Genomic DNA, 13315 nt, shown 5'->3' with positions numbered 1-13315 from the left:
CATCATTGCATGACTGCGGCATCTACTGCTGCCAGATGAATCCGACGATAAGAATGATCAGCACCTGGGCAAGCAGGACCATGGCGACAGGGTGTTTGCGTACGAGTGCCGCTGCGATCACACCCGCCACAACGGCGCAGGCCGCGCCGACAAGCAAAAGTAGAAGAAGCGAGCTTGATTCCCACATCGATAGCGGTTGCGCCGCCAACGTGTAGAGCACAAGAATCAGGAAAGCGCCGAATGCGGCAAGCGCAGAGCGCTTCAAGTAGTCCATCAACGCCTTCGTGGTTCTACCTGCTCCAGCAGCAGGCCATACCAATTGATGCGAGCCTTCACCCAGGTTACCGCCAACATGCTGCCGAGTTGTACAGCGTACTATTGGCGCCGATTCCGACGCCACGTCTACGATGTGGTTACCACAGTGCACTGCGTAGTGCTTGAACGGTCCTGGGTACTCGTCGTCAGCGAAGGTACCAGCCGCGACAAAGTCCAAAAATGTTGATTTGGAGTAGATTCGCAGTTGCTCGCCCTGCCATTCCTCTGTGTCATCCCAGCCGCAGTAAGATTCATCTCGAACCGCGTAGCTTACGTAGGTTCCCCAGATCAACTCGAAACGACGAGAATCCGTGGTCACCTCGATCGGCCGGATACCGCTGAGCGAGACGCCGTTGATTTCAATTGACTCCGTCCGATCCAGCACGAGCGCTTCATCAACTACGATGCGAAGCGCATTCTCTTCGGGCTCTCCGATCTCGGCTAGAATGAGGTGTTCGCAGGTATCCAACTGCTGAGCTGAGGTCATATCGTTCATCAGGTTAGGGAACTCAGTCTAGTACGGCCACATTGCCTGTCCAAACCCCCACGCCAACTGCGCAAGGGGTTCTTGTTACTTGCCGGGAGCGCGTTCGCCCTGAAGGGCCGACTCAAGCAGATTGACGTAAGTGTCTACTCGGGTGCGCAACCCGATCAGCAGCCAGCCCGCCGCATACAGAAGCACCATCATCCAGATGAGCAGGCCAGCCACTATGTTCACATCGAACGCCGACGCCCAATCGCCCCATTTCCAGTTGCGGAACTGAAGATAGAGCGCGACCAGCACCGGGAAAATACCCAGGCGCTGAAAGCCGCCGTAAACAAGGCCCATCCGCTCATTCATGCGATCGCGCAATGCGCTGGCGAATCTCAGCATCTCCTCCCTCTGCGCACGCGGAAACCCACTCAGCTCTGCAACGAGCTCGCGCCAGTACGCAAAATCGAAGTCCATCTCGGCAGCATGCGCCAATCGCGGCTTGAGCAGCTGAGGCAGTTCACGCTTTGCCATGAGAATCAGGTGGGTCGCGAACCCGGCAAGCTCCAGCGCCAGACAGGCGGACAAAACCCCTGCCGCCAGCTGTGGGGCAATGACACGCGGCGACAGAGCGGCAACGAGCAACCCCACGCCAGCGGCACCTACCCCGACCCAGACCGACGCACGCTCCACGCGGGATGGCTTCGGATAGCGACTATGAGCAACGTACGCTGCCACTTTATCGTGCAGCCAGGAAAAACTCAGCGCGAGCCCAGCATCCCGCTGTCCAGATGTTCGTGATTCCGCCGTGGCATCCATTCCTTATCCTTGAGGTCTCCATGCCAAGACCAGATCATAGCGCCAGAGTCGAGCGCAGGAAGAACGCCCCTCATTCCACCCAGTACACCGTCTTCAACGCCTCCGCCAATCGCGATGCCGCCTCCTCCTGCGCGAACGGCGGCGTGGGCGGCGGATCGTAGACCTCCGGGCGCGTTCCCGCCACGACCAGATCGATCGCGTAGCAGCCGCCGCCATGGACCGCGCGGTAGCTCTCCGCGTTGACGTAATGACTCATCGCGGCATCGCCGACGGTGAAGTGGGTGAACGGCACGCCGCCGATATCGACCGTGGCCGCCACCGCAGGACCGGTCGCTTCGGCAGGCATCTCCAGGCAGGTCTTGATTGCTGCGGCATTATCGCTTCGCCCGATCCGGAGCTCACCGGCGGTCAACCGATCCGAGCCGTCCAGTACCAACGCTACCAGCGGTGTGCCCACGCTGTCCGGCGGTGCGAACAGCTTCCACGCCGGCGAGGCAAGGTAGTCGCGCTGGAAATCGTGCGCCACCCGCGTCCCCGCGACCGGACCTACCGCAACGCCCGAAGCGCCCTCCTGATAGACCGGTGCTGGCCGCCCGGCCGTGCTCACGGCACCCCCGGGATCAGCCGCCTTCGCTGCCCCCGGGTCCGCGCCGCTGGGCGACACGATCGGGGCGGCATCACCCTGACCCTGCGGCGAACAGGCGCAGAGCAGCATCGTCAAACCGACCGCGGCCAACCCTGCCTTGATTCGGATCTGGTTCTGCATGAAGGGCTCCACTGTCAATGGCCCCAGACTGCATCGCCCACCGTTAACGGCGCGCCACGTTCTCCGTGAAAGGTGCCCGCGCCATCGCAAGAGGCAGGGGTTCCCTCCCCCGCCCTACTCTCCTCCGTCAGTAGTCGTAGCTCACGCTGACCCGCAGCGATCGCGGCGCCTGCCGGATGGTTGCCGCGCCATACAGCGGATCGGGCTGGCCCGGATCCAGCTCGGAGTACGGCGACTTCCACAGCGCCACCTGACTGTTGAACACGTTGAAGACGTCCAGATTGAAGCCCAGCCGCCCCTCGGCCACCGCGGGGCGGTAGGACACCCCCAGGTCCAGCTGCTTCAGCCACGGCAGGCGCCCCTGGCTGCCCGGAGGCGCCGGCTGCCCGTTGTAGAAGTGATACGCGATGCCATAGCCGGAAGGGTCTTCGAAGTCCGGCCCATACGAGCCCAGCGCACTGAACGGCGAGCCGGAGAGCACCTTGAGATTGGCCGAGACCAGCCATTCCGGCGTCAGCTGGTAATAGCCGTGCAGCTTGAACTGATGGGTGTGATCGTTGCTCTGCGGTCCGTTGGTGTGCTCCATCAGCTGGGCGTAATCCCACGCCTGGGTCGTGGACACGGCGGTCTGGCCGATGCCGGAGAGCAGCTGCCCTTCGGTGGTGCCGTAGCTGCGCGACCAGGTGTAGTCGCCGCGGGCATACCAGCGACCGTCAAACGGATGCTCCAGCGAGAGGTTCACCGCGTAGTAGTTGCGCTTGAACTGCGGGAAGCCCATTTCCGCGTTGCTCAGCGGGACGGTCACGTAATTGCCGCCGGTGTCGACCAGATTGAAGGTGTTGGCGCGCCCGGGGTTGATCAGCCAGCAGCTGACCGGGTTGCTGTCCTTGGTCACGTTGTAGCCCAGGCTGCTGGCCTTGCCGAGCACCGCATCGATATCGCAGTAGTCGTCCACACCGCTGCGCAGCACGCGGTAGGTCGCCTTGGCCCCGTACACCCAGTTCTGGCCCAGTGCCTTGCTGAAGCCCAGGATGAACTCGTCCTGGTAGGACGGCTCGATGCCGGAGGTGGCCACCGTCTTCGCATCCGGCAGCAGGCCGTAGTTGTTGTTGGCCGACACCGCGTCGGAGAACTGGGTGAGATCGGTCGGGTAGCCGTTGCTGTCGATGCCGCCGTAGGTGTAGTACGTCGAGGTGGCAAGCGTCGCACCCGCTGCGTTGAACGCCGGGTTAAGCGGCAGCGCGAGGTAGTAGCGCCCTACGTTGCCGAACACCTTGAAGCGGCCATCGCCATCGACGTCCCAGCTGAAGCCAAGACGTGGCGCCCACTGACCGCTGGTCTGCTTGATGTAGGCATCGCCATCGCGGTTGAAGTTGGTGAACTGATCCAGGCGCAGGCCGAGGTTGAGCAACAGGCGATCGGTCACCTGCCAATTGTCTTCGATGTACTGCGCCCGCTGCGACGCACGCACCGAGGCCAGCGCACTGTAGATGTACTGGCGCACGTAGTAGCCGTCTTCGCCATTGCGGATGCCGCCGGTGGCCGGCACGCCCAGGCCGGTATTGATCGGCACGTTGGGGTTGGACTGCCCGTAGATCCAGTAGTAGCCATCGGCCGACGCGACCGAGCCTCGATTCAGCGCACGCGCGTTCTGGTTGTCGATGCCGACGGTGATGCTGTGGTCGCCCCACACGTAGTTGGCATCGAGGCGCAGGTTGTTGCTGCGGTTGCCCCGGTCCGGATTGACCAGCAGCGAGGTGGTCTGCGCATTGGTGATCGGCGCACCACCGGTCAATGCCGGATTCTGCAGCGTGGGGCTGTTGATGTAGGTCAGGCTGCCGTCGTAGGCCGGGTTGCCGATGTAGTCATCCGTGCGCATTTCGCCGTACTGCGCGCTCACGGTGAGCCGGTCGGTGAGGTAGCCGGTGTATTTGGCCGTCCACAGGTCGCCACCGGTTTTGGTGGTGTCTTCCTTGCCGCGCTGGGCGCCACGGGTGAGCGTGTCATAGTCGTAGGCGAAGATGTCGCCCCGGAAGACGTTGCGACTGGAGGCGCCGGTCAGTTCGAGCAGGTGGTTGTCGGTGATGTTCCAATCCACCTTGGCGTACCAGCGGGGGCGCTCGTACTCGTACTTGGAATACGCATTGGTGGCCTCGACATTCTTGACGTCGGTGCCCTCACGTCGCTCCAGCTCATAGGAGCCAAAGAAGAACAGCCGGTCTTCGATCAGCGGGCCGCCGGCGTAGATGCTCTGCGTGCTGACCCACTCGCGGTCCTTGCTCTCGGGCGCATACAGCGCACCGTCACCCGGATACCGCACGTCATCTTTGTCAGAGCGCGCTGACGCGGGTTCCCAGGTCGCCTGGCCACCGAAATGCCATTCGTTCGTGCCACGCTTGCCGACCGCATTGATCACGCCGCCGTCGGAGCGGCCGTACTTGGCGCTGTAGCCGCCGGTATAGATTTCCTGCTGGTCGATGCTGCCATAGGGCAGCGTCAGGCCGCCCAGGCCGCGCAGTGGGTCGGTGCTGTTGAAGCCGTTGATGTAGTACGCGTTCTCTGCGGCAGACGAACCGCCAAAGCTCACCAACTGCGCGCCAGTCGGTCCGGCATACGTGCCGTTGCCGCTGTTGCCGATCACGCCGGGCGCGAGCTGGGCAATGGCCTCGGCCGAGCGGCCCAGCGGCAGCCGCTGCAGCTGCTCGGCCGTGATCACGGTGCGCGAATCCACGCTGCTGACATCGATGGCGGCCGCGGCGCGGTCGGCGCTGACCTGCACGCCATCCAGCCGGGTGACCTCGGCGAAGGAGACGTCGGTGCTGGTACCGACGGTGAGCGCGACGTTCTGCCGGGTCTGCAGCACGTTGCCGTCGGCATCACGCGCTTCGACCGAGTAGCGGCCCAGGGGCAGCTGGCCGACGGTGTAACGACCGCGCGCATCGACCGTTACTTCCCGGGTAAGACCGGTGTCGCTGCGGACGAAAATGCGCTGCGCCGATGGTGGCGCCTGACCGGCGATCGCGCCGGTGGTGGACTGTGCATGTACCAAGGGAGATGCGGTGGCAAGCAACACCGCCAACGCCAGCAGGTGCGGGCGCAGGGAAGAACGAGCTGTCGTCATCGTGGGGCAATCGCTGGTGGGGGAAACGATTTCATTAACCCTGCTCATGGCCCGATCGAGAAATGCGCAGGGGTTATGTCGTGTTCGCCGATGGCGATATCGCGCGCGACCGAAACATGACATTCGTCACCGCGCGGGCTGCATCAGGACGCTACGCGGGCGAAGCGCTCAAGCGCCCCGCACGCGCCTTATCACGCCAGCGCCTGCCGTCATGAGCAATCCGCATCAGGATCATGCAGTCGCGGCGTCCCGCGCTTCCTACAATCAAGCACGCCTCCTGCCCTGCGTCCCTATCTGGATTCCTCAATGCGCTTTGCTCTGTCCCTTGGTCTGCTGGGTGTGGTCGCCCTGCTGCCGGCCTGCACGCCTGCCCCCTCCCCCGCTGCCACCGCCACGCCTGCTGCGACCGAGCAGGCGCCTGCGGAAATCGCCTGGCGCCACGGCGACGTGGACGACGCCTTTGCCGAGGCACGCGACAGCGGCAAGCCGGTGCTGCTGTACTGGGGCGCGGTGTGGTGCCCGCCCTGCAACCAGCTCAAGGCGACCTTGTTCAAGGACCCGGCCTTCATCGCGCTGACGCGCCAGTACGTGCCCGTTTACCTGGATGGCGATGAGGAAGGCGCCCAGGCCTGGGGCGAACGCTTCGGGGTGCGCGGCTACCCGACCCTGATCGTGCTCGATCCCCAGCGCAATGAGCTCACCCGCCTGGCCGGCGGCAATGACAGCGAAGCACTGACCCGCGCCCTGACCCTCGCCGTCAGCCGGCGCACCGCGGTCAGCGAGGTCCTGCAGCACGCGTTGACGGCACCACAGGACGTCAGCACGGAGGACTGGCGCGTGCTGGGCGACTACGGCTGGGAGGTGGATGCCAATCGCCTGGCCGGCGAGCGTGATGCGGCCTCACTGCTTCAGCAGTTGGCCAAGGCGGCGCCCGAACCGGCCCTGCAGCGTCGCTTCACCTTGCTGGCGCTGGGTGCAGGCACGCCGGATGCGACCGCAACGCCGGCGCAGCGCGACGCCACCCGCAGCGTGCTGGAGGCAGTGCTTGCCGCCCCCGCGGAAGTCCGTGCCAACCGCGAGCTGCTCGGGTATCAAGGGCCGGCACTGGTGAAGCAGGCCAGCGCCACCCCTGCGCAGGCCCAGCAACTGGGCACGCAGCTTCTGTCCGCGCTGGATGCCGCCGACCACGCCTTGGGCGACAAAGCGGACGCGCGGCTGGGCACCGTGATCACCGCGCTGGCGCTGCAGCGCCAGCTGCATCCCGACCAGGCCATTCCGGCGGCACTGAAGACCAAGGCGCAGCAGCGCGTCGCCGCTGCCGATGCTGCCGCGACCACCCCGCACGAACGCCAGGCCACGATCAGCACCGCTGTGTATGTGCTGCGCCAGATCAAGGACGACGCAGCCGCCGAGAAACTGCTGCTGGCCGAACTCGACCGCAGCCAGACGCCGTACTACTACATGCCTGAACTGGCCGACCTTGCCGAGGAACGCGGCGACAAGGCCACTGCCCTCTCGTGGCTGCACAAGGCCTACCAGGGCGCGCAGGGCCCCGCCACGCGCGTGCAGTGGGGCGTGCTGTACGTCGAAGGCCTGCTTCGCCTGGCACCGGACGATGCGCCAGCCATCGAGCAGGCCACTGGCGAGGTGATTGCCGATCTGGCAGCGCAGCCGGCGGGCTACCACCAGCGCACGCGCCAGCGCTTTGAACGGCTGGGCGGCGCGCTGCAGGCGTGGAGCCGCACGCATCACGGCGCAGAGAGCTTGACCCGACTGCAGGCGCAGATGACCGCGACCTGCACCAAGGCCGCCTCCTCTGCCGAGGGCACAGCGGGCTGCGAGCGGTGGCTGAAAAGCTGACGGCGAAAGAACACGGCCGCCGCGCAACCACAGCGCGGTTGCGCTGTGCGGCGCGTCTCTGATCAGCCCTGCGGATGCTTCAACGCGAAGTCCAGCCCCGCACACACCGAGGTGACCTGCGCCGCATTGCACTCCTGCGGCGAGGTGCGCGGGCTGTCCGGGTATACCTCGGTGGTGGTGGCATACAACGCCTCGGTGAAGCCGGCACACGCACCAATCGAGCGTGACTCGCCCCAGACTACCCCCGGGGACTGCAGCGGCATGCCGATCAGCTCGCCCTTTGCATCTGCCGGCGCGATGTGGGTGACCTTCTCCACTGCCGCGATCAACGCCCGCTGGAACGCCGGCTGCGGGTCTTCGCTGTTGCCGATCACATAGAAGCCATCGGGAATGATGTCCGGCACCAGTGCGATGCCATCGCGTGCGCAGCGTGCCGGATCGAATTCATGCAGATCGCTGTCGGTGGTTTCGTGCAGGTCCATGTGGACCAGCAGCGTATCGCCGCGCGCCGCGATCCATCGCATCAGCGCCGCCGCCTCCTCGATCAGGCCTTCGCCGCGGAAACTGCGGTTGGGATCGATCGCATCCGGATTCCAGCGCTGGATGCGCTCATAGCCCCACGGGCTGATGCAGGGCGCCACGATCAGGTTGATGCGGCCTGCGTAGGCTTCCGCCTGTCCGTCCAGGAACTGCAGGGCGCCATGCACGCCACTGGTTTCGTAGCCGTGCACGCCACCGGTAACCAGCGCGGTCGGCAAGGAGGCGTCCCACTCACGGTTCACCACCGCAAACAACGGGTAATGATCCGGCGCGTAGTCGAGCTGACCGTACTGCACCACCTCGAAGCGGTCCTCCAGGCGCTCCAGTGCAGCCACCACATCGTCGTGATAGCTGCGCTGGCGCTGCTGATTGGCTCGCCACTGGGCGCGTTCCGCGTCGCCCCAGGGCTGACCGGGGGTGCCAATCGGATAGAAATGCGTGCTGGTCATTGCCGTACTCCAAGGAGAAATCCGGTCGCTGCGGCAGTCGGGCTGCCAGCGACATGCGGTGCATAGTCTAGCTGCGGCGGGCCTTGGGAGCTGTGCGGACTGCCAACGCTGGCACAAAAAAGGGAGCCGGTTGCCCGGCTCCCTCGCCATTCCTCTTCCACGATCAGGCCGTCTGCGCCGCCTCATACCCGTTCAAGCGCATGTCGCTAAACGCGCGCCCCTGGGTCAGCGAACGCAGCGAGGTGGTGTAGCCACCCAGTCGCGACAGCGGTGCATAGCCGAGCACTTCGGCCTGCCCATCCTGGTCCTCGATCGAGGCCACCCGTCCGCTGCGGCGGTTGAGGTCGCCGACCACATCGCCGACATTGCCCGACGGCGCGTGGATGGCGATCTCCATCACCGGCTCCAGCAGCTGCGTGCCCGCCTGGGCCAGCGCCGCTTTCACCGCCTCGCTGCCGGCGCGATGGAAGGCCATGTCCGAGGAGTCCTTGACGTGGGTCTGACCGTCGACCAGCGTCACCTCGATACCGACCACCGGATGGCCCAGCGGGCCTTCGCCGAGTGCAGCGCGAACGCCCTTCTCCACCGCGTTGACGAACCCGCGCGGGATCGCACCGCCGACGGTGCGGTCGACGAAGGTCACCTCGCCATCCTCGCGCGGCGTCACATCGATCAGCACCTGGGCGAACTGGCCCTGGCCGCCGGTCTGCTTGGCGACCTTGCCTTCCACCCGCTGCACCGCACGCTTCGGCGTTTCCTGATAGGCCACGCGCGGCTCGCCGGTACGGATGGTGACGCCCCACTCCGTGCGCAGGCGCTCGACCATCACCTCCAGATGCAGCTCGCCCATGCCCCAGATCAGGGTTTCACCGCTGTCCGCATCGGTCTCGACACGGAACGACGGATCCTCCTGCGCCAGACTGGCCAATCCTTGGCTGATGCGGATCAGGTCCGAGGCCTTCTCCGCCGTCAACCGCCATGCCAGCACCGCATGCTGCGCCTGGATCGTATCGAGCAGCAGCGGGCGCGATGGTGCACTCAGCGTTTCACCGCTGACCGCATCCTTCCAGCCCAGCACCGCGACGATGTCACCGGCCACGGCCTGCTTGATGTCGTGGGTCTGGTCGGCCTGCACCCGGACCAGGCGACTGACCCGTCGCCCCTGCGGATGCTGCGAACTGGCCAGCGCGTCGCCCACCTTCAGCGTGCCCGAATACACCCGCACGAAGCTCAGCGCACCGTGGTTCTGGTGTGTGATCTTGAACAGCAGCGCCGCAAGCGGGCCCTCCGGGTCCGGTGGCAGCAGCACGTCGTTGCCGTTCTCGGCGGCGACCACCGCCGGCCGATCCAGTGGCGAGGGCAGATAGTCGACCACCGCATCCAGCAGCGTCTCCACGCCCTTGCTCTTGAACGCGGAGCCGGCCAGCACCGGGACGCCCGCACCGGCCAGGGTGCCGCGACGGATCGCCGCGCGCAGCTGTGCGTTGTCGATCACCGTGCCTTCCAGCCACGCCTGTGCCAGCACGTCGTCGGCATCGGCCACGGCCTCGATCAGCGCCTCGCGCTGCGGCAGCCACTGCGCCGCCTCATCGGTCGTCCAGGCATGACGCAGGGCGTTGCCCTTGTCATCCCAATGCACGGTGCTGCGGTCGACCAGGTCCACCCAGCCGTTGAACTGGCTTTCGGTCCCGATCGGCACGCCCAGCGCCCACGGCGTCGCACGCAGTTTCTCGCGCAGCTGGGTCAGCACGCGTTCGAAGGACGCACCGGTGCGGTCCATCTTGTTGGCGAAGGCGATCAGCGGCACCCCGTGGCGACGCGCCTGACGCCAGACCGATTCGGACTGGGGCTGCACGCCGTCCACCGCGGAGAACACGGCGACCGCACCATCCAGCACGCGCAGGGACCGCTCCACTTCGATCGCGAAATCGATATGGCCGGGGGTGTCGATCAGGGTCAGGTGATGGATCGGCTGGTCGCGCGGTGCCCAATGGGCCTGCACGGCGGCTGCGCCGATGGTGATGCCACGCTCGCGCTCGATCGCCGAGAAATCGGTGGTCGCCGCGCCGTCATGCACCTCACCGACGCGATGGATCTCGCCGGTTTTCCACAACAGTCGCTCGGTGAGCGTGGTCTTGCCGGCGTCGATGTGGGCAATGATGCCGAGGTTGCGCCGGAGGGTAAGGGTCTGGGTATGGGTGTTCATGGGATAGGTCTCGCTGCCAACATCGGGGAGCCGCACGCCGCCGTTGGCTAACGGGCGTGCGGCCAGGTTTGGGGCTCGGCGATCTGGTGCATGGCACGTTCTCCTTCAGACAGTTCTGCTGCGTGGAAACGAAAAGAGCGCCCGGTGGGCGCTCTGCGTGGGGTCCAGGGTGACCGGTGTTCCGGTCAGCAGCCTCGCACTCCGATTGGCAGGCGCGCCCGTGCCGCGACATAGCGGATCAGGGTAAAAAACGTCAGAAGCGGCATCGAAGTCATGAGGGTCACCTGGGGTGTAGCCGGCATTGTAGACCTCTGATCACCGGCTACAAGCCTTTATTCGCATCACCAGCGCAACACTGATCCTCACGAGTAAACTTACGACCTGTAGCTGGCACAATCAAATCCGGCCATTTGCGGACATGCGAATGTGTCGCAATTGCGTATACGTCGGAAATCCTTAAAATGGCGGCCTATGCGTCGCCTACGGCGACCCCCGCAAGGCGGATGCCGTACGACCACGGGACGGCACGCCAGCGCCCCTTCCTCCGCGTTCTCGAGTTGTTGCCCATGCCCTGCTCCCTGCTCCTGCATCCGCGCCGGTTGCGCCCCAACCTGCTGGCCCTGGCCTGCCTGGCCACCGCATTCGTTCCCGCCGCCTACGCCCAGACCGCCACCGATCTGGACGCGGTGCGCGTCAATGCCTACCGCGCTGCCAATAGCATCAGCGGCGCAACCAAAACCAACACCACGCTGGCCGAGACCACGCAATCGGTATCGGTGATCGAGCGGGCGGAACTGGATGCGCGCGGTGTGCAGTCGCTCAACGATGCGATGCGCTATGTCGCCGGTGTCAGCCTGGAGAGCTCGGGCATCGACAACCGCGTGGATGACTTCCGCATCCGTGGCTTCGATGCCGGCAGCTGGGCCAACAACGTCACCTTGGACGGCATGCGCGCGCCGCAGGGCACGCAGTGGAACCGCAGCATGTTCGACAGCTGGAACCTGGAGCGGGTGGAAGTGCTCAAGGGCCCGTCGGCGGTAATGTACGGTCAGGTCGCCCCGGGCGGCATGGTCAACCAGGTGAGCAAGACGCCGACACCGGATCAGGAGCAGCAGCTGCGCGTGGGTGTGGATGCCAATGGCCAGTACAACGCGGCGTTCGACGTCGGCGCCGGCACGGCCGACAACGACCACCTGTTCCGCCTGGTCGGCCTGTATCGCGACGGCGACACCCAGATCAAGCACACCGCACAGCAGCACTGGTTCCTCGCTCCCAGCTATACCTGGCAGATGGCCGAGCGCACCCGCATCACTCTGCTCGGCCTGTACCAGAAGGATGATGGCGGTTCGACATACCAGTTCCTGCCGATGGCCGGCACGCTCAACGCCACGCCGTATGGCCACATGAAGAACACCACCTTCATCGGCGAGCCGAGCTGGAACACGTTCGACCGCACGATGTGGACCGCAGGCTGGCTGTTCGAGCACCAGTTCAATGATCACCTCACCCTGAGCCAGAGCGCGCGACGCACGCACGTGGATTCGCTGTACCGCGGCGTGGTCACCGATGGTGCGCTCAACGCCGATGGCCGCACCCAGAAGCGCCGCGCCACCTACGGCACCGGCGATTCCGATGGCGATACGCTGGACACGCGGTTGCAGGCACGCTTCGCCACCGGCGCGGTCGACCACACCCTGCTGCTGGGCTGGGATTGGCAGAAGGCCGATTGGGAAGGCGTGCGCGGTGCGATGAGCAACCCGGCACCGATCGACATCTTCAACCCGGTGTACAGCGGTTACACGCCGCGCGTCACCTCGCTGAGCCCCACCGAAGGCATCAACCGCCAGAGCGGGCTGTACCTGCAGGACCAGTTGGCCCTTGGCCAATGGCGCCTGACCCTTGGCGGCCGGTATGACTGGACCAAGGACGATTCCTCCAGCACCACCCGCAACCTGGTGACGGGCGCGACGGTGCTGCAGCCGCGCAGTGTGATCAAGAGCGAGGCGTTCTCAGGCAATGCCGGCCTGCTGTACGTGTTCGACAGCGGGTTCACGCCCTATGTCAGCTACGCCGAATCCTTCCAGCCCTCCACCGCGAGCGCGCTGCAGAGTTTTGATCGGCGCGCGTTCGATCCGGTGTATGGCAAGCAGTGGGAGGCCGGCGTCAAGTACCAGCCGGCCAGCATCGACGGCCTGATCGCCCTCGCCGCCTACGACCTGCGCCAGGAAAACCTGGTCACCCAGGATCCCGACCTGAGCCACATGAGCTGCGGCAATACCGGCAACGCGCGGTGCTCGATCCAGGACGGCGAAGGCCGCATCCGCGGCGTTGAGCTGGAAGGCCGCGTCACTCCCACGCAGGGCTTCAGCCTGATCGGCGCAGCCACCTGGATGGATTCGGAGATGACCCGCAGCGATCAGTACAAGGGCAAGGAACTGATCATGGTGCCCGACTACAGCGCCTCGTTCTGGGCGGATTACACCTTCCAGGGCGGCGCTCTGCAGGGCCTGAGCCTGGCCGCCGGTGCGCGCTACAACGGCAAGAGCTACGGCGACAGCGCCAACCTGTATCTCATCCCGTCGTACACCTTGTTCGATGCCGCGATCCGATACGACCTCGGCCAGTTCGGCAGTACCCGCGTGCAGCTGGCCTTGAACGCCAGCAACCTGGCCGACAAGCGTTTCGTATCGACCTGCACCGGCGTGTCGTCGTGCTACTACGGCAGCGGCCGCACCGTGATGGCGACGGCGCGCTTCGGCTGGTAACG

Annotated in this window: 9 protein-coding genes; 3 read left to right on the top strand and 6 right to left on the bottom strand. The window is 65.4% G+C overall.

What is annotated here, in order from left to right:
- Positions 1-22: 22 nt before the first annotated feature.
- The 4 genes from K4043_RS01600 to K4043_RS01585 form a co-directional block, all read right to left on the bottom strand.
- Entirely contained in the window at positions 23-811 is a 789-nt protein-coding gene (locus K4043_RS01600; protein ID WP_265307929.1) for a hypothetical protein, read from the bottom strand.
- A gap of 75 nt (positions 812-886) precedes the next feature.
- Positions 887-1606: a hypothetical protein gene (locus K4043_RS01595; RefSeq protein WP_265307928.1), complete on the bottom strand. Its 720-nt coding sequence runs from the start codon at positions 1604-1606 to the stop codon at positions 887-889.
- A 70-nt stretch (positions 1607-1676) separates the two neighbouring features.
- Positions 1677-2372 (bottom strand): hypothetical protein, encoded by a 696-nt coding sequence (locus tag K4043_RS01590; protein WP_265307927.1) that lies wholly within the window; start codon positions 2370-2372, stop codon positions 1677-1679.
- A 127-nt stretch (positions 2373-2499) separates the two neighbouring features.
- On the bottom strand, positions 2500-5493 hold the full coding sequence (locus tag K4043_RS01585; protein ID WP_265307926.1) for a TonB-dependent receptor: 2994 nt from the start codon (positions 5491-5493) through the stop codon (positions 2500-2502).
- 62 nt (positions 5494-5555) lie between these two features.
- On the opposite strand from K4043_RS01585, the gene K4043_RS01580 reads away from it, so the two are divergent.
- Positions 5556-5708 (top strand): hypothetical protein, encoded by a 153-nt coding sequence (locus K4043_RS01580; RefSeq protein WP_265307925.1) that lies wholly within the window; start codon positions 5556-5558, stop codon positions 5706-5708.
- Between the two features lie 91 nt (positions 5709-5799).
- Entirely contained in the window at positions 5800-7353 is a 1554-nt protein-coding gene (locus K4043_RS01575) for a thioredoxin family protein (protein ID WP_265307924.1), read from the top strand.
- Between the two features lie 62 nt (positions 7354-7415).
- On the opposite strand, the gene K4043_RS01570 is transcribed toward K4043_RS01575, so the two are convergent.
- Together K4043_RS01570 and fusA are read right to left on the bottom strand one after the other, a co-directional pair.
- Positions 7416-8342, bottom strand: coding sequence for a M14 family metallocarboxypeptidase (locus tag K4043_RS01570; RefSeq protein WP_265307923.1), 927 nt, complete (start codon positions 8340-8342; stop codon positions 7416-7418).
- A 163-nt stretch (positions 8343-8505) separates the two neighbouring features.
- Complete coding sequence (fusA, locus tag K4043_RS01565; RefSeq protein ID WP_265307922.1) at positions 8506-10548, bottom strand: elongation factor G; 2043 nt, start codon at positions 10546-10548, stop codon at positions 8506-8508.
- 566 nt (positions 10549-11114) lie between these two features.
- Here fusA and K4043_RS01560 point away from each other — a divergent pair.
- Positions 11115-13313 carry a TonB-dependent siderophore receptor gene (locus K4043_RS01560; RefSeq protein ID WP_265307921.1) on the top strand — a complete coding sequence of 733 codons (2199 nt, stop codon included), beginning with the start codon at positions 11115-11117 and terminating at the stop codon, positions 13311-13313.
- Positions 13314-13315 lie beyond the last annotated feature (2 nt).

It is taken from the genome of Stenotrophomonas sp. SRS1, from assembly GCF_026130205.1.
Taxonomy (GTDB): domain Bacteria; phylum Pseudomonadota; class Gammaproteobacteria; order Xanthomonadales; family Xanthomonadaceae; genus Stenotrophomonas; species Stenotrophomonas rhizophila_B.
Note: the sequence above shows the minus strand (reverse complement) of the source record. Positions and strands in the feature narration are given on the sequence as shown.

Excerpts from the sequence above, each read along its gene's own strand:
- K4043_RS01600 (WP_265307929.1), bottom strand. The coding sequence starts at position 811 with ATGAACGATATGACCTCAGCTCAGCAGTTGGATACCTGCGAACACCTC.
- K4043_RS01595 (WP_265307928.1), bottom strand. The coding sequence starts at position 1,606 with ATGGATGCCACGGCGGAATCACGAACATCTGGACAGCGGGATGCTGGG.
- K4043_RS01590 (WP_265307927.1), bottom strand. The coding sequence starts at position 2,372 with ATGCAGAACCAGATCCGAATCAAGGCAGGGTTGGCCGCGGTCGGTTTG.
- K4043_RS01585 (WP_265307926.1), bottom strand. The coding sequence starts at position 5,493 with ATGACGACAGCTCGTTCTTCCCTGCGCCCGCACCTGCTGGCGTTGGCG.
- K4043_RS01580 (WP_265307925.1), top strand. The coding sequence starts at position 5,556 with ATGCGCAGGGGTTATGTCGTGTTCGCCGATGGCGATATCGCGCGCGAC.
- K4043_RS01575 (WP_265307924.1), top strand. The coding sequence starts at position 5,800 with ATGCGCTTTGCTCTGTCCCTTGGTCTGCTGGGTGTGGTCGCCCTGCTG.
- K4043_RS01570 (WP_265307923.1), bottom strand. The coding sequence starts at position 8,342 with ATGACCAGCACGCATTTCTATCCGATTGGCACCCCCGGTCAGCCCTGG.
- fusA (WP_265307922.1), bottom strand. The coding sequence starts at position 10,548 with ATGAACACCCATACCCAGACCCTTACCCTCCGGCGCAACCTCGGCATC.
- K4043_RS01560 (WP_265307921.1), top strand. The coding sequence starts at position 11,115 with ATGCCCTGCTCCCTGCTCCTGCATCCGCGCCGGTTGCGCCCCAACCTG.